We start from the raw sequence: 21527 nt of genomic DNA, 5'->3' as shown, positions 1-21527 counted from the left end.
CGCGTCACGGGATTTCCGCCGTTCCGCCCGCGTCGGCCTCCGGCGTCGTCTGGGTGTTCTTGGTGACCACGATGGCGACTTTCACGTAGTCGCCGTCCAAGGTGACGTTCTGGCCTTCCCGCCATTCCCGGAGCGAGACCTTGGTGCCGTAGAACCGCGGCTTGACGTCCGTGTAGAACTCGACGCCGCGGTCGCCGTCCGGCAGCGGGCCGTTCCACGCCTGGACAACGGCGCTGTTGCCGAACCGGGCGGCTTTCCCCCAGAGCTCGTTCGATTCCACCATCATCTTCGCCACTTCCGGTGACTGGCTTGAGCTTTCCGCCCGGTGGTACGGGCCGTACCTGGCCGGTTTCGCCGCCTCCGGGCCGTGGTCCGGACCCGGGCCGGAGGGCGGCGGGCTGGAGGGCGGCGGGCCGGACGGATCCGGGCGGGAGGGATGCGGTGCCTGGCGCATCGGCGGCCGGGGCCGGTTACGCGGACCGGCCGGTGTGATCCGCACATCGTCCACAAAGGACGGAAGGGATGGCTCGGCCGGTTGTACGTCCGCCCGCGGCTCCTCGTCGTGGCGGGCCGGTGGGGCATCCGGCACGAAGAGCTTCCCCGGCGCGGGCTGATACTCGGGTGGTGCGTCCCGCCACGGCAGGAACGGGTCGGTGTAGGGCAGCAGGGCGAGCCGGTCCGGGTACTCCGGCAGGTGCAGCAACCGGCCGAGCTGCCGGTCGAAGAACGCGACGCCGTACGGGCCGTGGGCCACGTAGCCCAGCCGGTGTTCCTCCACCCCCTGTTCGTCGGAGGTGACGACCAGCATCAGGGCGCGCGCGCCGATCGGCCGGTCGGCCATCGCGACGATCACGCTGTCGTAGGAATCGAGGTGGTGGAACCAGAATCCGCCGAACCAGTGGGCGAGGTAGCCCTGATCGACCCAGCCGTCGTCGCGCCAGGCGGTGCCGTAGAAGTGCGGGTTCGGCTGGGCGTAGTCCGGGTGGTTTTCCCGGAGGAACCTCGCCTCTTCCGCCCTGGACGCGGTACCGGCGTCGATCGCGGGCAGCGCGTGCATCCGGTTCGCCTTCGCCAGCGGCGATCGTCCCCAGAGCTGGAACAGCGGATGCCGCTCGAAATACTGCGTCGTGTCCGGCCGCGCGGCCGGAAGCGGGGGCAGTCCCTTCGACTTGAACAGCGGTGACTGCCGCACCAGCTCGTACAGCTCGCGTCCCCGTTGGCCGTGGTAGGCCGCCGTCCGCTCGGCGTCCGGCAGCTTCGCCAGCCCGTCGGGCGGCAGTTCGACGTCCTTCATCGACCGCAGCGCCGCCAGGTCGACCGGCAGCAGGTAGATCGCCTTGGGGTGGCTGGGGAGTTTCGTCGCGTAGCCGGTCAGCGGATCCACGAAGATCGGCACCCCGGTCTTCTCGCTCACCACCACCGCGCTCACGTGCCGGACCTTTTCGCCGTGGCGCCCCCGCGACACGACGGCCAGCGCCGCCGCCATCCCCTTGCGGCCGGTCATCGCGGCGATGACGTTGTCGTACCTGGTGCCGTGGGCTTGCCAGGTGCCACCCACCTCCTGCCAGAGCGCGGCCAGGGTGGCCCGCTCCGGCTTCGCCGCGACGGCCCCGGTGTCCCAGCCCGCCAGCGCGTGCAGGAAGGCACTCGTGGCGGGCACGCAGTTGGTCCGGTACGGCTCGCGGCCCGGCAGCCACTCGCTGTGTTTCGGGTTGATCTTCGACAGTTGGGGGACTTCGTCGCGCAGGAGCGACTCGAGCACCGCGGGCGGTGCCGTGTCGGCGGTGGCCGCCACCCGGGTGTACTTCCCGGTCTTCTCACCGGCCCAGACGGCGAGCGCCGCGCTCCTCCTGGCGTCCGCCAGCAGGTCCGTTGCCCGCTCGCGCAGCCGTTTCGCCCAGTCCTCGGGGAGCCGGTCCGCTAGATAACGGGAACCCAGGACCGTCCGTGGTGGCTTCAGCTCCTCGGCGAACTTGTCCATCAGCAGCTGACCGGGCGTCCGGTAGACCGGTTCGGGGAGTTCGGGGGCGGGGTCGTCGACACGGGTGAACCGCACCGGATCACTGGCTTTCTGGTATTCCGCGACGAGTTCGTTGAGTTCGCGAATGGCCTCCACCGCGAGGCGCGCGGCGCGAGCGCGTTCGTTCTCGAACGGGTGCAGCAGGTTCGCGATCTGCCCGGGGAGCGCGGTGCCCGGGGGCAGCCGCCGCAGCAGGGTGTGCACCTGCCGGGCGAGGTGGCCGTCGCCCCCGGTTTCGTACCAGTGCAGCAGCATCTTCAGGTGCGCGGCGAGCCGGTCGTCGCCGAACCGGATGTTCGTCAGCTCGGCCACCCGGTCGACGAGCTGGCGGTCCCGGTCGTAGCCGTGCCGCCACAACAGGTCGACCAGCTGCCTGCCGAGGTCGCCCCGCCCGGTGCTTTCGTACTGCCGTGCCAGCGTTTTCAGGTCCCTGACCAGCGCGACGTCCACGGCCTCGTGCTCCCAGAGCACGTGCTGCACCTGCATGGTGAAGTCGCCTTCCCCGGTACGCAGGTAGTCCCGCAGCACCGTGGCCAGCCGGTCGGCCAGGAGACTGTCGCCGGTGCCTTCGTACTTGCCCAGCTGGGTTTCCACCCGGGCGGCGAGCCGGGGCAGTTCGTCCCGCAGCAACGCCTGCCTGCGTTCCAGCGTGGGGCGGAAACCCCAGAGGCGGAGTTCGTTCTCGATGGCCTGTGCCAGCGAGGCCAGCCTGACCCGGACCTCCCGCGCCCACTCCCCGGACCGCAGGCTTTCGTCGGTGAAGGAGATGGGCTCGAACTCGGCCAGCGGCGTCACCGCGGGCAGCGTCGGCTGCTCGTGCGAGGTGACGAAGTGCGAAACCCGCTCCACCAGAGCGCCGGGCAGGGCCTCGCCGTACTTCTCCGCGTAGCCCCTGAGCCCGGATTCCAGCACCTGCTGGAGGACGTGGCGGTTTTCGAGAGCGGCCTGGTCGCTCTGTTTCTCCACGGGCGAGCCCGCCCGGTCGTCGACGAGGATTTCCCTGATCCGGTGGAACGGCCTGCCCGCCACCGCGAGCAGCCCGGCCACCGCGGCCGCGCTCGCGCCGAGCAGATACGACCCCGGCATGCCGAGCAGCGCGCTCGGAATGACCGTGACCGCGCCCGCGGCCGCCGATTTGGTGGCGATGAATCCCGCGTAGGACCACCGGGACGCCGAAGCCTTCCGGGAAACCGGGTCCGGCAGCCGGGGCGCGTGCGACCGGATGGTGCCGAACAGCCGGTCCAGTTCCGGGGGCAGGGACGTGACCGGCGGCAGCCAGGCGTTCTCCGCCGGGTTCGCTTGCGCGGAATCGGCCACGATCCGCAGGGCCTGCACGATGATGTCCCGCAGCAGCTGGTCCCGGTCCTGTGTCTTCATCGGGAGCTGTGTTTCGCGCTCGGCCCGCATCCGCATGGCCAGCCGGGTGAGCTTGTTGTTCACCTCGCGCACCGCCAGCCGGTTCTCCGCCCACGCGGAGACACTGCCCGCGACGGCCAGCCGTACCAGATCGAAGGCCACCACGGTCGCGTGCGCGTTGAGGTGCTCCAGGATGGGCCCGATCGGCTTGAGGCTCGGCGACGGACGCGCGAGTTTGTTCGGATCGGGCACATAGGGGATGAAGCCCGACGAGGCACTCAGCGTCCCCAGCACCGGCTCGCGTACGTCGTAGGCCACGCCGGGGCGCTCGGCGGGTACCGGTGTCAGCCTGGCCAGTACGTCCGCCGGCAGTGGCGTGTCCGCGAGATGACCGTCGATCACGGCGAAGGCCTGCTCGATCTGCCGGTACAGATCGTTGATCTCCTCGATGTCGTAACTGTTCAGCGTGCGCCGGAGGTCGTCCTGCTGGGCCAGCTCGGCACCCTTGCGCGAGCGGCGGCTGATCCCCTCGGCCAGCGGCTGCAGAACGGTCGTGGCGAGCGCCGCGAACAGCAGGCCCAGCACGGATGAGGCGGCGATGCCCAGCGGCCAGCCCGCGGCCAGCCCGGCTGCCAGGCCCGCCACCCGGGGCGTCCCGAAGCGGAGATACCGCCGGGTCAGGCTCGGGGCGATGTCGGGGGCTTCGCCCTGGAGCTGCGCGGCGGAGGGCACTTCGGCGTTGTGCTTCGGCGCCCGGCCGAGGTGGTCGCGGCGCCAGCTGTTGACCGAATCCGCCAGCGCGCGGCCATGGTCGACCGCGGCGCGGATCTCGTCCCATTTCTTCTTCTTGGCAGCCTGTTTGTCGCTGGCGATGTCGTAGTTCCGCGCCAGTGCCGCACCCGTCAGGGTGGCCACCAGGCCGTATACGAGATAGCCGATGCCGTTGCCCGCGTGGTTCTGCGCGGCGCCGGCGATGGTGAAGGTGACGCCCATCGCCAGCATCGCCGGGTACTCGTTGAAGAGCGCGGTCCCGACGTGGAACCAGGTGGGCAGGTAGTCCGCGTGGGACCTGGTCCTGGCGAACTCGTCCACCACCGCGCGGGCGTGCGGGCCGAGCGAGCCCGCCCGGTAGGAATAGCCCGGCAGCTGCTTTTCCAGCCCGGCCCGTTCGAGCAGCTTGCGCAGCTGGGAGACCAGCTGCCGCCTGCGCCACGGCCGCCACGCCGGGGTGGTGACGACGCGATCGCCGAGCACCTCGATCCTGGCCTCGAAGGCGCGGTCGGCCGGCCCCGGGGGCAGCGCGTCCAGATCGGTGTCCCGGTGCAGGGTGTGCGCGTGCGGATCGGCGGTCGCCGTGGTGAAATACCTTGCCCCGTAAGCGATCGCGGCGCTGACGACCTCCTCGACGTCCCGTAGCCGCGTCCGGGCGGGGAGGTAGCCGGACAGCAGTTGCTTGCCGGGGTGCACCGAAACACCGGTCGTTTCGAGCGTGCGGCCGGGCAGCACGTGGAAGACCGCGGTGAAGATCTTCCGCTCGCCGACGAAGGCGTCGTAGCGCAGGTCCGGTCCGCTGGGGACCAGCCGCACCCCGGCCCGCGATCCGGCCTTGCCGAGGTGCTCGCGCACGGCCGCCCCGACCGCGGCGGCGCGGCCGAAGGGCCGGGCGTGGGCATCCACCGGAACGCGGTAGCCGATTTCCACGGCCGGGTCCTCGACCGGCCGGTGGACGGATCGGTATCCCTTGACCGCCTTGGCCGGCCGGTACCGGTTGGCGATGATGAGCGCGCTGTCGGCCGCTGTCGCCGCGTCGCGTGCTTCGGGCGGTGCGTTCATCCGGATTCTGGTGCCGTACCCGGCGAGCGCGCGCAGCCGGACGTTGCTGTGCGGGTCGTCCTCGGCGAGTCCGAGGTCCGACAGCAACCGTCCCAGCTGCGCCCGCAGCCGCCGCCGGTCGCGCCACCGTGTCTGCTCGATTTCCTTGCCCAGCGCGACGATCTGGGCGATGTGGCCCAGATCTGTCGGCGTGAGCACCGGTGCCTGACCGGGAAACAGGTCATGGCCGAGGTGCTGCTCGTGGAGGGAGGCCAAGCCGCCGCGGGCTCGTTCGGCCACCATCGCGGCGCCCGCCGCCATCGCGTGTGCCATCGGCAGGACCGCCTGGTCCGGCGTCAGCCAGTCGGGCAGGCGCAGGACGACCCGGGGCAGTGGCAGGCTCGACGTGGCTTCCAGATAGACCTGGAAGGTGATCGGTTTCGCCGTGGAGTGGCCGAGGTTCGGCACGTGGATGGTCTGGAAGACGAACGGCACCCCGGCACCCTCGAGCACCACCGCGTCCGCCGAGGGCAGGGGGAACGGGACGTTCTCGACGACGCGCACGTCCGCCGCGGTCGCCGCGGGCAGCAGCCGCGAGCGGGAAATCTCTTCGGCCGTCCGCTTCTGCCGGGCGCCCCGGACCGTGCTGAGCGGACCGTGGATTTCGATGGTGCCGGTGAGCGGGCGAGACGCCTTCGCCAGTGAACGCGGCCGTGGCCAGGTGGGGCCTTCGGATCCCCGGCCCGGCGGGGTTCCGGTCGGCGGTAGGGCAGCGGCGGGCTGCGGGGCGGCGGGTGCCGGGCTCGCGACGGGCTGGGGTGTGGAGGGCTGGGGCGTGGCGGGCTGAGCCTCGGAGGCCGGAACCGGCCCGGGTTCCGGCGTTTCGGCCTGTTCGGGCCGCTTCGGTGATTCCGCGGCCTGCTCGGCAGGGCCCTGGTGCTCGCCCGTCGTCTGCGGCACCGCCGGTCCGGTCTCGCCGGCGATCACGGCGTGGACAGTGCTGAAATTCGTTGGAGCGGCGGTGTTTTCGCCAAGCTGCGCCGTCGGACCGGGCCCCTCGGCCCTGGCCTGGGCGACGGCCTCCCGCAGCCGCCGATGCAGTTCCTCCTGCCGCGACGGGTCCGCCAGCGATGCCAGGTGGTCGGCGGGACCGGCGCCCTCGGGGACGTGGCCCGCCGCCGCGATCTCGGCGATGTGGTGCGTCAGGATCGTCCCCGCGTGGTGCTGTCCCACCAGGTCGGCGAGCTCGGTCGCGACGGTGTGCACCGCGGCGGGCAACTGCGGCCGGATCTCGGGCGCCGGCCGTGCGATCGGCGAATCGGGCTGTTCGCCCGGCTGAGCTGTCAGCAGGGTGTGCCGCGGCGATTGGGGCGGCTTCGACTCCGGCGCGGTGGGGAGGTCTCCGGTGGGCTGGGCAGGGCCGGGCGGGGCGTTGGGCTGGTGGGTGGGCAGCGTCTGGAGCGCGATCCGTCCCGCGAGGGCGTGGGTCCGCAGTTGCGGAAGGGAGCCGGTGAGCCCCTTTCCAGCATGGGAGAGTTCCTGTTCGGCGTTGGTGAGCGCCTGACGGTTCTCCGGGGTGGGGTTCGCGCTGTGTTCGGCGGCGGCGCTCTCGTGCTCGGCGTGTGCCTTCTCGTACCTGACGATCGCGTGCTCGACCTGGGCGTCGGGCGCCAGTCTGAACACTTCGTCGTCCAGGGACGGGTAATAGACCACGTCGCCCGGTTCCCCGTTGCGGGCCGTGCGGTTCTCCGCCTGGATGTCGATGTCCGCGAAGGGGGACCGGGCACTGACCCGGACCCGCAGGCCGCCCTGCGCCTGCATCTCCGGAGCGACCTTGATGTCGACACCCCGGGCGCCCTGCATGTTGACCACCAGCACCTTGCGTTTCCCGCCGGCCTCGTCGAGGATCTTCTTGAACTCCTCCGGCCGGTTGGTACCCCATTTCGTGAACTGTTTCGCGTCGACTGCGACGTGCTCGACGCCGTCCTTGGTGAGCAGGTCCGAAAGTTTGCCGACCAGGTCGTTGCGGTGCAGCAGGACGAGCTGGGGGCGCTCTTCGCTCGTTTGGAAATCTTTGATTTCCTGCGCCATGGTCTTCAGTTTCTCGGCCGAGTTCAAGGTGAAGACATCGTCGAGCTGGTGCAGTCGCGAATTGTAGTAACGGGGGGTGTCGGCGACCTCGCCGGGGAGGCCTTGGGAGCTGAAACGCTCCCCGTGGCCATTGGCCGTTCCCGAGGCGCCGGTCACGCTTTCGATCAGCTTGCCCTTGCCGTAGGTCTCTCCGGCGGTGATCTCGTTGTGGCCGATCGGGTCGTCGCGGACCGGCAGGCCTTCCCTGGCCTCGACCGCCTGGGCCAGCCCGCCGTTCCACCGGCTCTCCGTCGCGGTCTTCGGGTCGTAGAGGACCTCGTGGGTGACCGGGTCGATGATCTTGACCGACGGGCCCTCGGGCCCGGACGCGCCGGGGCCCTTGGGGTGCGCCCCGTCGTCGACGATGTAGTGGACGTCCTTTTCGAATATCCATTTGGCGTTGGCCGCCATGTTCAGCCGCTGGGCCAGCTTGACCGGCGGCGCCTCGCCCAGCAGTTCCACCACCTTGATCCCGCCGGCCTTGTTCAGGGCGAGAAGCTGTCCCTCGCGGCCCCCGGCGGGGCTGAAATGTTCCCGGGTCAGGTTGGTGTCGAGGAATTCCTGGGCCCAGTGGACTTCCTGGGCGATTTCCGGCGGGGCGAGCTGGTCCGCGCCCTCGCTGAGGACGTATTTGGTGTCGGAGTAGACGAACGCTTCGTCGATTTCGTCGACGACGGCGTGGATCTTGTTGGAACCGTCCGCGACCTGGCCCGGAACCTGTTTCTGCTTGAGCACCGTGAATTCGAGCTCCTGCTGGGTGCCGATGTAGATCGTCGGCCTGCCGGGTTCGGGCACCGGCATCGGCTCGTCCGGGGTGATCCGGTGGACGTCGATGTCCAGTTTGCCCAGCACCTTGCGGTACCGTTCCAGTTCCCGGTCGGCCAGATGGCCGCGGGTCTGGATCACGTTCACCGCGTCGACGCCGTTCCGCATCGCCTCACGCACGGCGTGCACCAGGTACACATAGGACTTGCCCTCGCCCGCGGCCATGTTCACGATCTTGCCGCTGCCGAGCGCGTCCGCCGCCGACAACTGCGTCCAGCGCAGGAAGATCCCCTCCCGCCGCCGGATCGCCTCGAAAATCGCGGCGGCCACATCGTCGGCACTACCGCGCAGCAGATTCTTCAGCTCGTGCCAGCGCAGGTTGTTCAGGCGTTCGCGTTTGGGCAGGTCTTCGCTGTAGCGCTTGCCGAGGTCGTCCAGGAGCCGGGCGGTCTCGTGCGAGTAGTTCGCGTTCGCCAGCCACGCCTCGTGCATCGCCGGGTCCAGCGGCTTTTCCGTCCTGGCCCAGACGCCGTCGTGGGTGGGAAAGAACGTGGCGGGCTTGGCGAGCGGTTTGCCGTCTTCGCCGGTCGTCTGCCGGTACGCGACCGTTTCGCGCGTTGCCCTGTCCCGCACTATCTCGCTTCCGGCGGGCAGTGTGTGGCTCGTCCCGTCCGCCAGGGTCAGCGGCTCCGGTGTGGTGATCTTCTCGACGACCAGCCCGCGCTCGCCCTGCCGTCCGCGCGGCTCGGCACCGTCGGGGCCACGCCCTGCGCTGGTGTGTTCGGACGGTTTCGGTGGCTCCGGGGCGGAGCCGCGCTTGTCGTCGCTGCCGGATTCGCGCTCTCCCGGCCGGGCCTCGGCCCGCTCGGCCACCGCCGGGCCGGGGGTGGCCTTCGGATTCTCGCCCGGCTGGAGTACCGCCTGCTGCGAGCGGCCGTTCCGGCCGCGCGTTTCCGCTTGGCCCTCGGCAGGCTGCTTGGCCGCCGCCGGTGCGGATTTCTCCGGTGGGGTGGCGGTTTCCGTGCTCTTGGCGGGTTGCTCGCCGCCCTTGCCGGGTTGCTCTCCCTGCTTCGGCTTCGGGGACGCCTGCTCCGGACTCTCCGTGTTCCGGCTCGCCGCCTGCTGGGTCTTGGACGTCTCCGCGGCCGATGCCTGCTGTGCTGGAGTGTCTCCGCTCGCTGACTGCCGTACCGGGGGCTCGACGCTCGCGGACTTCGCCGGGACGGTGGACGAGTTCGTCCCGTGCGAGACGGTCGAGGATCCACTGTGGACATTTTCGACCGTCGTCGCCGCGGGCATCTGAGCCGTCGTCCGCGGCACCGCGTTCGAGACGGTTTCCCCGGTCGGCGGCCCGGCGTTCGCGGTGGTCTCGTGACCGGGCGGCGTGGCGGTTTGCCGGTTCTCGGCCACGGTGGTTTCCTGCGTCGCCCCCGGGTGATCGGCGCCCTGCGCGCCCGCGCGGGCGACCGGTCCTTCACCGTGCTGGGCGGTTTCCTGAGCGGAATGCTGTGATGCCGCGCCGGTCTGTGCGTTCTCGGCGGTTCCGGGGCTGTGCCGTTCCGATGTCCCTGCGGGTGGGGGATCCCCTCCGGCCGAGCGGCTCGCGCCGGGGCCCGGCGGGTCGCCGTCGCCCCCGCCGGGAGGTTTGATCAAGTCCTGCAGGGAGTTCGCCTTGTTGCCGGTGACGTGCTCGTAGGTGTTGCGCCCGCCGTGGATGGCCAGCGCCGCGCTGCCCCCGATGGCCGCACCGCCGATCGCGCCGTCGATCGCGTCCTGACCGAAGACCGCGGCGGTCGCCGCGCCGGCGCCCGCACCCGTCGCGGCCACCCCGGCGATGTTGCCGATCTGGCCCGCCACGGTGTCGGAGATCCCCGGCGCCTTGCCGGCCAACCGGGTCACGCCCGTGCTGAGCGGTTTTCCGGCCCCGGTGAAGACCCCGTGCGCGATGGCGCCCGCGACGGCACCGGCGCCCGCGGCGTGTCCGACGTTGTCCCAGTTGATGGGTCCGTAGCCGCGAAGGTTGCTCAGTTCCTGGCCCGCGAGGTTGCCCAGCCCGCCGGCGAGCGCGCCGAAACCCGCGTTCATCCCGGCCTGCAACCCGAACCTGAGCCCGGCGCCCATCGCCTCGACGGCCTCGGCGAACTGCGCCATCCTCGCCGCGATCATGGCACCGAACCGGGCCGCGAAAAAGGCCTCGCCCGCTGGTCCGGCCAGTGCGAAGGACAGGGCGAACAGTGCGACGTTGATGGCGAGATCCGCGATGATCTCGCCCTTCATGTCGGAGATCTGCTTGGCGTATCCCTTGCACAACTCGGCGAGCTGGGTGCACTGGCCGGCCAGCGCCTGGATGCCGCTCTTGCCGTCGGATCCCGCGAAGAGGGCGCGAAGGGAGTCGTAGGCCGCGACGCCGGCGAGATCCTGCCATGCCTCGTGAAGATCCTTGAGCTGTGCCTGGCCGTCGGTCGCCAGCTTCGTCAACGCGGTCGCCAGGGATTCCCAGGCCTCGCCCAGTTTCTGCGCGTCCCCTTCGCTGTCGCGTGGCCAGACCGCGTCCACTCCCCAGATCTTCTTGACCCGGATGAAGAGTTCGTCGCTCGGTTCCTGGATGTCACTCGGGTCGGCCATGACCTGGTCCTAGTTTCCGGGCTGCTGCGCCCGCAGGCCGGCGGCGTTCTTCGCGTCCGCTGTCCGGTACTCGGTGACCTGCCCGAGGCCGTTCTGCGCGTAGTGGTCGAGCACTCGCGGGGTCTGGTTGGCGTAACGAAAGGTCTCGACCGCGGGCTTGCGGTAGTTGTCCATGAACATCTCGCCCGGTTTCCCGTTCCCCAGTGTCATTTCCCGCTCCAGGACCTCGCGAATGGCGGGCAGCGTGGTGCTGAAGGTCTGGCGAATCATGTCCAGTGCCCGGAACACCCGCTCGGTCGCGTCGGGATACATGTCGATGAGGCCGTCGGCGTTGGTGACGGTGATTCCGCGTTCGTCCGGCGGCGCCATCAGCGTTCCCTCCCCGCGACCTGCCGGTCGAGTTCGTGCAACAGCGGATCGGCCCGCAGGTCGGTCGTTTCCGGGCGGGCGCCGGGCGGCAGGAAGCCGGACAGGATCTCGAAGGTCTCCTGCCGGGCGAGGTGCGCCGCCTGGTGGACGACGGCGGTGATGTCGGTCGCGAGCTGGTCGGAATCCGGGGTCCGGTAGATCCGGGAATCCAGCCGCAGCTCGACGAGTTCCCCGGAACCGCCGGCGATCGCGGTGATCGTCCCGTCCTCGGAAGTGGCCTCGGTACGGATCTCGGTCACGCGGGCCTGCGCGGCCCGGACGTCTTCGGCCATCCGCTGGTACTCGCCGTACATGCTCAGGTGGAGCGGTGTGTCCATGCCGGCCCCCTTTTCTCGTCCGGGCACCAGTCTGGCGCGAAGATCGGTCCCGGTCCGCCGGATGACCTGTTGCTGCCACGCTGCGGTCACCGGGACGGGACTGCCGCAGTATCGCGAGGGTGAACCGACACCGTCCGGCCTCGATCCTCACCGTCGTCGCGATGGCGACGCTCCAGTTCGCCCTCGGCGGGGGCCCGGCACGGGCGGCGCCCCCGGCGGGAGCCTGTAACGACGCCCAACCGGCGCATCCCGAGATCGCGGCCCAGCCCTGGGCGCAGCAGATGCTCGCGCCCGAGGCGGCCTGGCCGCACAGCCGCGGGGGAGGGGTGCCGGTGGCCGTGGTCGATTCCGGAGTGGACGCCGGCCATCCGCAGTTGCGGCAGCCCGGCAAGGTGCTCCCCGGCCGGGATTTCGTGGCGGCGCGGAACCTGCCGGGCAACTTCGACTGCGATTCCCACGGCACCGCCGTGGCGAGCATCATCGCGGGCGGTGCCCTGCCGGGCGTCGGTTTCCACGGCGTGGCCCCGGACGCGGTGATCCTGCCGGTGCGGGTCAGCGACCGCGAGATCGGGGACCGGGGCGAGTCCCTGCGGATCAGCCCCCAGTCGATCGGCGACGGCATCCGCTACGCGGTCGACCAGGGCGCGCGGGTACTCAACCTTTCCCTGTCCGGCACCGCGGACTTCCCCGCCATCCGGGACGCCGTGGCCTACGCGGTGGCTCGCGACGTCGTCGTGGTGGCGGCGGCGGGCAATGCGCAGCAGGGCACGGCGACGGAACTGCCCTCGTATCCCGCCGCCTATCCCGGCGTGCTCGGCGTGGGCGCGGTGGACATCAACGGGGCACGGATGTCCACCTCCCAGATCGGGCCGTACGTCGGCCTTGTCGCGCCGGGCGCGAAGGTGCTGGCCGCGACGCGAGTGGACGGTCACGCCTACGTGGACGGCACCAGTTTCGCGACGCCCTTCGTCGCGGGGACGGCGGCGCTGGTGCGAGCCGCCTGGCCGCGGTTGTCCGCCGCGGAGGTCGTTCGGCGGTTGAAGGCCACTGCCAGTCCCGCCCGGGGCGGTCAGGCGAGTGCTGCCTACGGGGCGGGCCTGGTGAACCCGTACCGCGCGGTCACCGACGGGACGGACTTCGCCCCGGCGGCGGGTCTTCCGGCCTACCACCCGGCGCCGGCGGATCACGCCGCGCTGGCGCGCGCCGCGCGGGAGCGCGACACGACGTCCGCCGCGTTGTGGCTGGCGGCCGGGGTGATCGGGGCGATGGTGCTGGTGGCCATGGCCGTCGCCGTCGTGCGCCGTGGCCGCCGGCGAGGGTGGCGGCCCGCGCTGGCACCGGCCGTGCCCATCGACCCCGCCGGAACCGAGGCGCCCGAACAGGTTTCACTGTTCCCCTAGTCCTCAATAGACTAGTCCAGAATGGACAAAGAAAGGAAAGCGCGCCCCGCGATCGTGCGGGGCGCGCTGTCAGCGGGAGGAATCGCCGATCACGTCCACGTGGCCGCGCAACCCTGCACGCAGTCCTGCGAACGGTACACCGAGTCCGCGGTCTTCCCGCTGAGCAGGGAGACCTGGTCGAGGTATTCGTTCGCGGCTTTGTGGTACACACCCTGCCGCGCCACCATCGCCTCCCCGTTGCCGTCGGAGAAGAAGGACGCGTTGGCGTCCTTGGCGTGCTGGTACACGTCGGTGAACGACCCGCTGTCGAGGCCGCCGGTCTTCTGCATTTCCTCGACCTGGCCCAGCACCGGTTCGAAATGCATCAGGATCTGGTCGTTGGACACGTTTGTCTCCTTTCCTTACTGAGAACCGATCAGACGTTCATGGCGGCGCTGATCGCCCCGCTGTCGATGTGGAAGTCCCCGGCCGAGGCGAGCGTGCGGCCGTTTTCGGAATCGTTCTCGAAGTACCGGGTCGCCGAGGACACCATGGTGTCGGCCAGGCTGTCCCCAGTGGTGGTCAGCCCCTTGTTCTGGCTGAACCTCTCCGGTTCGATGCCCTGGAACATGCGGCCACCCTGGCCCTTCCACACCGCCTCCAGGCCGGTGTTGCCACCGTTGAGGCGGGCGTTCCGGCCCGCGACGTCCTCGCAGTGCTGACGCCAGTTGTCGGCGACCCGGCGCATCTGGTCGGGATCACCGTTGATGAAGTCGAAACCTGACATACCACCCTCCGTTCCGTTACCGTGAGGCGCTTTCCGGCAGGCCGGGGCGCGTCCTCACCCCGCCGACGCTAGTTCGCCGGGACGGCCGATCCGGCCGCACGGCACGTTCCTGCCACGAGGGCCGGCTCCGCTCCCGCGTGACCGACGATGTGGGCATGGCGACTGTCCTGGTCAAGCGGCCCGCCCGGAAGCAGGCCCCGGAAATGCCCGCCGGCGAACTGATCCTGCAACCACCGCCCGCGATCCCGGCCCCGCCGGGGCGGCAGTGGGCGCAGGTGTTCATGGTGCTGCCGATGGTCGCGATGATGGCGTCGACCGTGCTGCTGTATTCGGGCGGCATGGCCGGCGCCGCGCGGTTCGCGGTCTACGGGCTGATGGGTGTCGGGATGCTCGGGATGATCGCCGTCGGCGTCCTGCAGGGCGGCGGCCCGAGCAAACGCGAAATGGGGCAGGCGCGGCGCAAGTACCTGCGGCACCTGTCTCAGCACCGGTTGCGGCTCCGCCGGGCGGTGCGCCGTCAGCGCGCGGCCCTGGACTACCTGCATCCGGAGCCCACGGCGTTGTGGTCGCTCGTGGCGAGTTACCGGCTGTGGGAGCGCCGCAAGGAGGACGAGGACTTCGCCGTCGCGCGGATCGGCCGTGGTGCGCAGGGCCCGGCGCTGACTCTCGTCGCCCCGGACACCCTGCCGCTGGAAGAACTCGAGCCGCTGTCCGCCTTGGCGCTGCGCCGGTTCCTCACGACCTACAGCACCGCCGACGGGCTTCCGCTGGCGATCGCCGTCAACGGGTTCAGCCGCGTCTATCTTCAGGGGGACCGCGAGGCCGCGCTGGGCATGCTGCGTGCGGTGCTGGCCCAGCTGGCCGTCCTGCAGTCACCCGAGGATCTGCGCGTCGCGGTCTGTGTGAGCGAGGACCGCCGCGCCGACTGGGAATGGGTGAAGTGGCTTCCGCACGCCCTACACCCCGTGCGCTCCGACGCGCTCGGCCCGCTGCGCCTGGTCGCCCCGTCCATTTCCGCGCTGGAGTCGATCCTGGAAGAGGAACTGGGCGCCCGCCCGCGGTTCGACCCCGCGGAACAGGTCAGCGTGCCCGGTCCGTATCTGGTCGTCGTCCTGGACGGCGGGATGTCCGCCGGATCCGATCACCTGATGACCGGCGGCGGCGTCGAGGGCGTCACGGTGGTCGATCTGACCACCGCTCCGCCGCGGGCGCTGGACCGGTCCGCGGTGGTGCTGGAGGTGGCCGACGACGGCAGCCTGTCCAGCCGGACGGCCGAGGGGAACACCCGCCTCGGCGAGGCGGACTTCTTCGACCCGGTCGCCGCCGAAGGGCTGGCGAGGCAGCTCGCGCCGCTGCGGCTCAGCTCCGGCATCCGGGGGGACGCGCCGATGAGTTCCGAGCTGGGCCTCGCCGAATTGCTGGGACTGGGCGATCCCTATGACCTCGACCCGGACGAAACGTGGGTGCTGCGGCCGAACCGGGACCGGTTGCGGATCCGGTTCGGCATCCAGGAGGACGGCACGCCGATCGACCTCGACCTGAAGGAGTCGGCCCAGGAGGGCATGGGCCCGCACGGTCTGCTGATCGGGGCCACCGGCTCCGGGAAGTCGGAGCTGCTGCGGACGCTCGTGCTGGCGCTCGCGGTCACGCATCCACCGAGCTCACTGAACTTCGCGCTGATCGACTTCAAGGGCGGCGCGACCTTCACCCGGCTGGACAAGCTGCCGCACACGAGCGCGGTGATCACGAACCTGGCCGAGGAACTCCATCTCGTCGACCGGATGACCGACGCGATCAACGGCGAGCTGATCCGGCGTCAGGAACTGCTGCGCGCGGCCGGGAACTTCTCCTCGCTGCGGGACTACGAGAAGGCCCGTCAGGCGGGCGCGCCGCTGCCCGAGGTGCCCACCCTCGTGGTGATCTGCGACGAGTTCTCGGAACTCCTCTCCGCCAAGCCGGATTTCATCGACATGTTCGTCCAGATAGGACGGTTGGGCCGTTCGCTCGGCGTGCACCTCCTGCTCGCCTCGCAGCGGCTGGACGAGGGCAGGCTGCGCGGGCTGGAAGGCCACCTGTCCTACCGGATCGGCCTGCGGACCTTCTCCGAGATGGAGAGCAGGGCCGTGCTGGGCGTCCCCGACGCGTTCAAACTGCCCAGGGCGCCCGGAAACGGCTTCCTCAAGATCGGCACGGAGTCGATGGTGCGGTTCCGCTCCGCCTACGTCTCCGGCGTGCACCGGCGGATCAGCCGGTCCGGCACGTCCGTCAGCGCGCCGGAACACCTGGCACTGCACGAATACACCACCGCCTACCACGCGCCGGCGCTCGAGGCCGAGGACACCGCCGCCGAACCCGTGCCCGATCCCGACACCGCGATCGGCGAGACGCTGCTGGACATCATGGTCGATCAGCTGGTCGGCCGGGGCACGCCCGCGCACCAGGTGTGGCTGCCCCCGCTGGACGAGCCGCCGACCCTGGACCAGCTGCTGCCCGAGCTGGTCACCCATCGCGAGCGCGGGCTGACCGCCAATTCGACCGAGCTGGCAGGCGCGCTGCGTCCGGTGCTCGGCATCGTGGACCGGCCGTTCGAGCAGCGGCGCGATCCGCTGACCCTGGACCTGTCCGGGGCGGCGGGCCACGTGGTGGTGATCGGCGGGCCGCGGACCGGCAAGAGCACCGCCCTGCGCACACTGATCCTCAGCCTCGCGCTCACCCACACCCCGCGCGAGGCGCAGTTCTACTGTCTCGACTTCGGTGGCGGCACGCTCGCCGCGCTGGACGGCCTGCCCCATGTCGCCGGTGTCGCGGGCCGGCTGGACACCGGCGCGGTCCGCCGTACCGTCGCCGAGGTCGCCACGCTGCTCGCGCAACGCGAACGGCGGTTCGCCGAGCACAAGATCGACAGCATCGTCACCTACCGGGCGAGGAAGGCGGCCGGCGAATTCGCCGACGATCCGCACGGCGACGTGTTCCTCGTCATCGACGGCTGGCTGACCCTGCGCAACGACTTCGACCAGCAGGAGGACCTGATCGGCGACATCGCTGCGCGCGGGCTCGCCTACGGCGTGCACGTGGTGGCGGGCTGCTCCCGCTCGTTCGACCTGCGGATGAACGTCCGGGACCTGTTCACCAGCAGGCTGGAGCTGAAGATCGGCGATCCCATCGACTCCATCATCGACCGGCGCGCCGCGATGGGCGTGCCCGCGGACTGCCCCGGCCGGGGACTCGCGATGAGCAAGCACCAGATGCTCGTCGCCCTGCCGCGCATCGACGGCGTGACCGGCGCCGGGGACCTTGCCGACGGGATCGGCGGCCTGGTCGAGGCGATCGCGCGGGCCTGGCCGGGCGAGGCCGCGCCACCGGTGCGGCTGCTCCCCGGGGTGCTCCCCCACGAGGAACTCCCCGCCGCCGACGTCCGGACCGGGCCCGGCGCCGGGCTCGCGGTCGGCATCCACGAGCACGATCTTTCGCCGATGCGGCTGGATTTCGCCAAGGACCCGCATTTCTTCGTGCTGGCCGACACCGAATGCGGCAAGACCTCGTTCCTGCGGGTACTGGCCCGCCGCATCTGCGCGGCACACACCCCCGAACAGGCCAGGATCGTGCTCATCGATCACCGGCGTGGACTGCTCGGCGAGATCCCCGACGAGTACCTGCTCGGGACCGGCACCAACGACGCGCACAGCATCGCCCTGATGAACGAGGTGGTCACGGCGATTTCCCGGCGGCTGCCGGGACCGGACATCACGCCCGAGCAGCTGCGGGCCCGGAACTGGTGGCAGGGGCCGGAAATCTTCGTGCTCGTCGACGACTACGACATGGTGGCCACGCACAAGGACCATCCGCTGATGCCGCTGCTCCCGCTCGCCGCGCAGGCCTCGGACATCGGCCTCCGGGTCGTGCTGGCCCGCCGCTCCGGCGGTGCGGGCAAGGGGTTGTACGAGCCGTTCCTGAACCGGCTGCGCGAGGTCGGCGCGCCCGGTCTGATGATGTCGGGCGACCGGGACGAGGGACCGCTGCTCGGCGGGATGCGTGCCCAGGTACTGCCGCCCGGCCGCGGCTGGCTGGTCGACCGGCGGGGGAACAAGGGCCTGGTGCAGCTGGCCTGGCAGCCGCCGCGGGACTAGCGCGGGGATCGCGGCGGCGGATGGCGGGTTCCTGCCGCCGCCCGTCCGCCACGCCCCCGCGGTGTTTGAGTGGACAGCGACGAGTCGAGTCAGGAGCGCATGATGGCACCACCGGACAAAATGGACGGTATCCCGAAGGCGATGCTGCGGTTCGCCGACAACGCGGTGAGCCTGGCGCGGGACGCACTGCCCAAGGAGGTCGCCGGCCGGGGCGGCGGGCAGTGTGGTGGCGGGATGAACGGGCACGAAGAGGTACTCGCCGCCGACAACGAGACCACTGTCCAGCTCTACGAGTTCCTCACCCGGTTCAAGGAAGCCACGAGCGCGCTGGGTCTTTTCGCGCACAAGGCCGGAACCTCCTACCACTTCACCGATGACGCCAACCAACGCGACATCGCCAGGGCCGCGTTCGACGATTACACCCGGACCGCCTTCGCCGGGATGACCGGCGAGGGCCTGCCCCGGGTCCTGCCCTCCCTCGAGTCCCCTGGCAACGAGTAGGCCATGATCGACTATCGTTCCCTCTCCCTCGACGAACTCCACACCATGATCGTCGCGGAAGCGGAGCAGCACGCCCCGCTGCTCACTTCCGCCGCCGCGATGTGGAAGGCGAGCCGCGTCTGGCTGGACTCGCGGGCCGGGCTGCTGGCGAGCCTCCGGACCACTCTCGGCGAGTCCTGGAAGGACCTGGCGGGCACCACCTTCGACAGCGAGGTCGGCAAGGTGGTCGCCGTCGCGCGGTCCTGGACCGACGGCGGGATCACGCGTCCCGAGTCGGGGGCGCCGTGGGCGACCACCGCCACCACGGACGACATCGTCCGGGCGCTCACGTCCCTCGCGGACGGCATCTGCAACGTCCGGCGCTACGCGGACGACCGGGTGCAGACGCTGCCCGCCAACGCGTCGGACAAGGACAAGACCGACGCCAGGGACGCGGTCGCCTGGGTGATGAACCTGCTGACCCCGGCGTACCACGACGCGGCCGCCAAGCTGCGCGCGGCGACCGGAAGGTCCCTGTCCGGGGTGCCGCTGGCCGCGGTGCCCTCGTCCGGACCGGACGGCACTCCGGGCCCAGGGCCGGGCCCGGCGCCCGGTGTGTCGGATTCGGGCGGTGCCGACCCGAACGCGGTGAACCCCGAGGAGACCCCCGGCCCGCAGAACGCTCCCAACCCCAACGATCCCACCAAGACCAAGGAGAACTCCCCGGAATCCCCGCTCGTGACCGCGAAGAACGCGGTGGACGTGGCGAGCAAGCTGCTCGACCTCGCCAAGAACGCGTCCGGGGGAACCGGAAACGTGCCCAACCCGGTCGGCGGCACGTTCGACCCGGCGGACCTGTATCACCCCATCGATCCCGCCGCCGTCGCTGATTCCCTTGTGCCGCAAGCGGATCCGGGACTTCCCGGGCTGGCGTCGGCCGGTGGTGGGGGAGCCGGCGGCGGGGGACTCGGTGGGGGCGCCACCGGGCTCGGCGGTCTCGACAGCAACCCGGTCACGAACCCGGCGCAGCCGCCGTCGTCCGGCGGCGGGACCGCCGGGGGCGCGGCCGTCCCCGCGGCCTCGGGCACCACGGGCGGCGCAGGAACCGGCAGCAGCGGGGCCATGCCGCCGATGTATCCGCCGCAGTCCGGCGCGGGGCGCGGGGCTTCCGGCGGTATCCGGCCAGGGGCGGCCGAACAGGTCAACGCCGTCCGCTCGCGCAAGCCCGGCAGCGGGGCCGGGGTCGTCCTGTCCGGCCGGGAAGGGCAGGGCGGCAAGGGCAGGAACACCAAGGAAACCCCGGCCCTGGCGAAGGCCACGAAGCCGAAACCGAAACCGAAACCACCGCCGGCCGTGCCCAGCGAGCCCGTCGAAGTGCTCGACGAAGAGCTTTGGCGCGTCGGCCCGTCCGGCACCGAACGCAGTTACCGAACCTGAGGAGGGGCAGATGTCCGACGCTTCGTTCATCAACGGCAACCCGGAGGCCATGGCCACGTTCTCCGCGCACACGAAGGCGCCCGCGCCACCTGCCTCGCTCGGCAGGCTGCTGGGCGAACCGGCCGCATTGGCCGGGACGATCGAGGGAATTCTGATGGCCGTGCTGGACAAGGCCGCCACGGGGGTGGCCGGCGCCTACATCGCCAACACCAGCGAGGACATGACCACCATTTCCGCGAAGGTCAAGGCCGCCGCGGCGAAGTACAGCGCCACCGACCTGATCAACAGCATCGACCTGGCCACTTCCACGGTGAAACTGGCCGACAAGGGCCTCGGCGTCGTGAAGCAGCTGTCCGGAGGCAGTGGTGGCGGGAAAACCCCGGGCACCGACGCGACGGGAACCACGCCGGGCGGCGGCGATCAGCAGGCGGGCACCACCGGCACCCCGTCGTCCGGCGGTCCGTCGGCGAATCACCCCGCGCAGAAGAGCGTCTGAAGAGGAGATGACCGGTGATTCCCTACAACGTGCTGCCCCCCGAGGCGCATATCGCGATGATCAGCGCCGAGCAGGCGCACATTCCCACGCTCCGCAGTGCGGCCGCCATGTGGCAGGAAGTGCATTCCTGGAGCCAGACCGCGGCCGCGGACCTGCGGCGGAACGCGGGTGACCTGACGCTGGCGGACTGGCGGGACAAGGCCGCGGATTCCTTCGAGGCCAAGGTCGGGCGGTCGATCGCCGACCTGACCATGTGGAGCGACCGGATCGCGGCGTCCCAGGTGACGACGCGGCTGAACGCACTGGCCGACACACTGCCCGCGACGCAGCTGGCCGTGCAGGGTTTCTTCGACGAATACCTGGCGACGCGGATGAATCCGCTCACCTGGGGTCTGGCCATCCAGGCCTGGCAGAACTCCGCGATGGCGATGAACACGCTGGGCGGGCACTATGACGGCGTCATGCTGTCGGTCTGCCAGGCCGCCGGCGCCACCAACCCGGCGGATCTCATCCCCAACTTCAACATCTCCTCGGCCGACGCGGTCAAGACCGCCGACGCGGCCGTGAATCTGCTGACCGAGGTGCAGAGCCTCGCGCAGGCGGCGGGGATCGGCGGCAGTAGTAGTGGCGGCGGGACGTTGCCGAAGCTGCCCGACGTTCCCGGTCTTTCGGACGGCACGCAGGCGGTGGGCTGGAATCCGCAGGACTGGGCGTCCTGGCAGGGGCCGTCACTGGCCGGGCTGGGGCCGGGCTCCCTGACCCCGGGTGATCTCGCCGCCGGTTCGGCAGGTGGGCTGCCGGGCCTGTCCCCGGCCGGTTCGGCCCCGGCGTCGTCGGGTCTGCCGTTCGGGGCCCTCGGCGCGGCGAACAGCGGGCTCGGTGCGATCCCGGCGGTGCGGGCAGGGACGGGGAAGCGCTCCGGCGCGGATTCCGGGGTCGCCTCGGGCGCCGCGGCCGGTTCGGGCCGGGGCAGCACGGGCGGGATGGTGCCCCCGATGACGCCGCACAACCCGGCCTCCGGCTCCGCGGGAACCCTGCGCCCCGGCACCGCCGAGAACGCGGACGGCCAGTCGGCAGGCGGCCGGCGGCGGGCCACCGGCAACGACGGGGTGACGGCTGCGCTCCGCGGCCGGGCGGGCGGCACCGGCCAGGAGGGCTTCGCCCACCGCCCCTACAGCCTGAGCGAGTCGGGCACCGGCACTGTGGAGCTCATCGAAGCGAGCGACTGATCGGCTCGCGGTGACCCTGCCCCGGGGGGGGGGGGGGGGGGGGGCGGGCGGGGGGGGGGGGGGCGGGGGGGGCCCGCCGCCGCGGGGGGCCCGGGCGCCGCGCGCCCCCCGCCCCGCAGGCAGTAGGCGGGCCCCCCA

The 21527-nt window shown here is 71.1% G+C and carries 11 protein-coding genes; 6 read left to right on the top strand and 5 right to left on the bottom strand.

Features of this window, described 5'->3' with window-relative positions:
* Positions 1–4: 4 nt before the first annotated feature.
* Genes ACFWY9_RS08750 through ACFWY9_RS08740 form a run of 3 tightly spaced genes read right to left on the bottom strand, consistent with a single transcriptional unit; the run spans position 5 to position 11454 of the window.
* Positions 5–10708 carry a hypothetical protein gene (locus ACFWY9_RS08750; protein WP_378325499.1) on the bottom strand — a complete coding sequence of 3568 codons (10704 nt, stop codon included), beginning with the start codon at positions 10706–10708 and terminating at the stop codon, positions 5–7.
* 9 nt (positions 10709–10717) lie between these two features.
* A complete protein-coding gene (locus ACFWY9_RS08745; RefSeq protein ID WP_378325500.1) occupies positions 10718–11077 on the bottom strand; it encodes a hypothetical protein in 360 nt (119 codons plus the stop codon).
* A complete protein-coding gene (locus tag ACFWY9_RS08740) occupies positions 11077–11454 on the bottom strand; it encodes a YbaB/EbfC family nucleoid-associated protein (RefSeq protein ID WP_378325501.1) in 378 nt (125 codons plus the stop codon). Before ACFWY9_RS08740 ends, ACFWY9_RS08745 begins: the two co-directional genes overlap by 1 nt.
* 119 nt (positions 11455–11573) lie before the next feature.
* Between ACFWY9_RS08740 and mycP the strand changes: the two genes are divergently transcribed.
* Entirely contained in the window at positions 11574–12854 is a 1281-nt protein-coding gene (gene mycP, locus ACFWY9_RS08735) for a type VII secretion-associated serine protease mycosin (RefSeq protein WP_378338553.1), read from the top strand.
* A gap of 89 nt (positions 12855–12943) precedes the next feature.
* On the opposite strand, the gene ACFWY9_RS08730 is transcribed toward mycP, so the two are convergent.
* Together ACFWY9_RS08730 and ACFWY9_RS08725 are read right to left on the bottom strand one after the other, a co-directional pair.
* Positions 12944–13240, bottom strand: a complete 297-nt coding sequence (locus tag ACFWY9_RS08730; RefSeq protein ID WP_378325504.1) for a hypothetical protein — start codon at positions 13238–13240, stop codon at positions 12944–12946.
* Between the two features lie 29 nt (positions 13241–13269).
* Positions 13270–13620 carry a hypothetical protein gene (locus tag ACFWY9_RS08725; RefSeq protein ID WP_378325505.1) on the bottom strand — a complete coding sequence of 117 codons (351 nt, stop codon included), beginning with the start codon at positions 13618–13620 and terminating at the stop codon, positions 13270–13272.
* A gap of 155 nt (positions 13621–13775) precedes the next feature.
* Between ACFWY9_RS08725 and eccCa the strand changes: the two genes are divergently transcribed.
* The 5 genes from eccCa to ACFWY9_RS08700 all read left to right on the top strand — a co-directional run bounded on the left by eccCa (position 13776) and on the right by ACFWY9_RS08700 (position 21389).
* Positions 13776–17747: a type VII secretion protein EccCa gene (gene eccCa / locus ACFWY9_RS08720; protein WP_378325506.1), complete on the top strand. Its 3972-nt coding sequence runs from the start codon at positions 13776–13778 to the stop codon at positions 17745–17747.
* Positions 17748–17816: 69 nt separating this feature from the next.
* Positions 17817–18248 carry a hypothetical protein gene (locus tag ACFWY9_RS08715; RefSeq protein ID WP_378325507.1) on the top strand — a complete coding sequence of 144 codons (432 nt, stop codon included), beginning with the start codon at positions 17817–17819 and terminating at the stop codon, positions 18246–18248.
* 3 nt (positions 18249–18251) lie between these two features.
* Positions 18252–19664: a hypothetical protein gene (locus ACFWY9_RS08710; protein ID WP_378338552.1), complete on the top strand. Its 1413-nt coding sequence runs from the start codon at positions 18252–18254 to the stop codon at positions 19662–19664.
* A gap of 10 nt (positions 19665–19674) precedes the next feature.
* On the top strand, positions 19675–20160 hold the full coding sequence (locus tag ACFWY9_RS08705) for a hypothetical protein (protein ID WP_378325509.1): 486 nt from the start codon (positions 19675–19677) through the stop codon (positions 20158–20160).
* 14 nt (positions 20161–20174) lie between these two features.
* Positions 20175–21389, top strand: a complete 1215-nt coding sequence (locus tag ACFWY9_RS08700) for a hypothetical protein (protein WP_378325510.1) — start codon at positions 20175–20177, stop codon at positions 21387–21389.
* Positions 21390–21527 lie beyond the last annotated feature (138 nt).

This window comes from Amycolatopsis sp. NPDC059027 (assembly GCF_042739735.1).
Taxonomy (GTDB): Bacteria; Actinomycetota; Actinomycetes; order Mycobacteriales; family Pseudonocardiaceae; genus Amycolatopsis.
The sequence above is the reverse complement of the archived record's forward strand: the minus strand, read 5'-3'. Positions and strand labels throughout refer to the sequence as shown.

What these genes read in the sequence shown, in the direction of transcription:
- ACFWY9_RS08750 (WP_378325499.1), bottom strand. Translation starts at nt 10,708, where the DNA reads ATGGCCGACCCGAGTGACATCCAGGAACCGAGCGACGAACTCTTCATC.
- ACFWY9_RS08745 (WP_378325500.1), bottom strand. Translation starts at nt 11,077, where the DNA reads ATGGCGCCGCCGGACGAACGCGGAATCACCGTCACCAACGCCGACGGC.
- ACFWY9_RS08740 (WP_378325501.1), bottom strand. Translation starts at nt 11,454, where the DNA reads ATGGACACACCGCTCCACCTGAGCATGTACGGCGAGTACCAGCGGATG.
- ACFWY9_RS08725 (WP_378325505.1), bottom strand. Translation starts at nt 13,620, where the DNA reads ATGTCAGGTTTCGACTTCATCAACGGTGATCCCGACCAGATGCGCCGG.
- eccCa (WP_378325506.1), top strand. Translation starts at nt 13,776, where the DNA reads ATGGCGACTGTCCTGGTCAAGCGGCCCGCCCGGAAGCAGGCCCCGGAA.
- ACFWY9_RS08710 (WP_378338552.1), top strand. Translation starts at nt 18,252, where the DNA reads ATGATCGACTATCGTTCCCTCTCCCTCGACGAACTCCACACCATGATC.
- ACFWY9_RS08705 (WP_378325509.1), top strand. Translation starts at nt 19,675, where the DNA reads ATGTCCGACGCTTCGTTCATCAACGGCAACCCGGAGGCCATGGCCACG.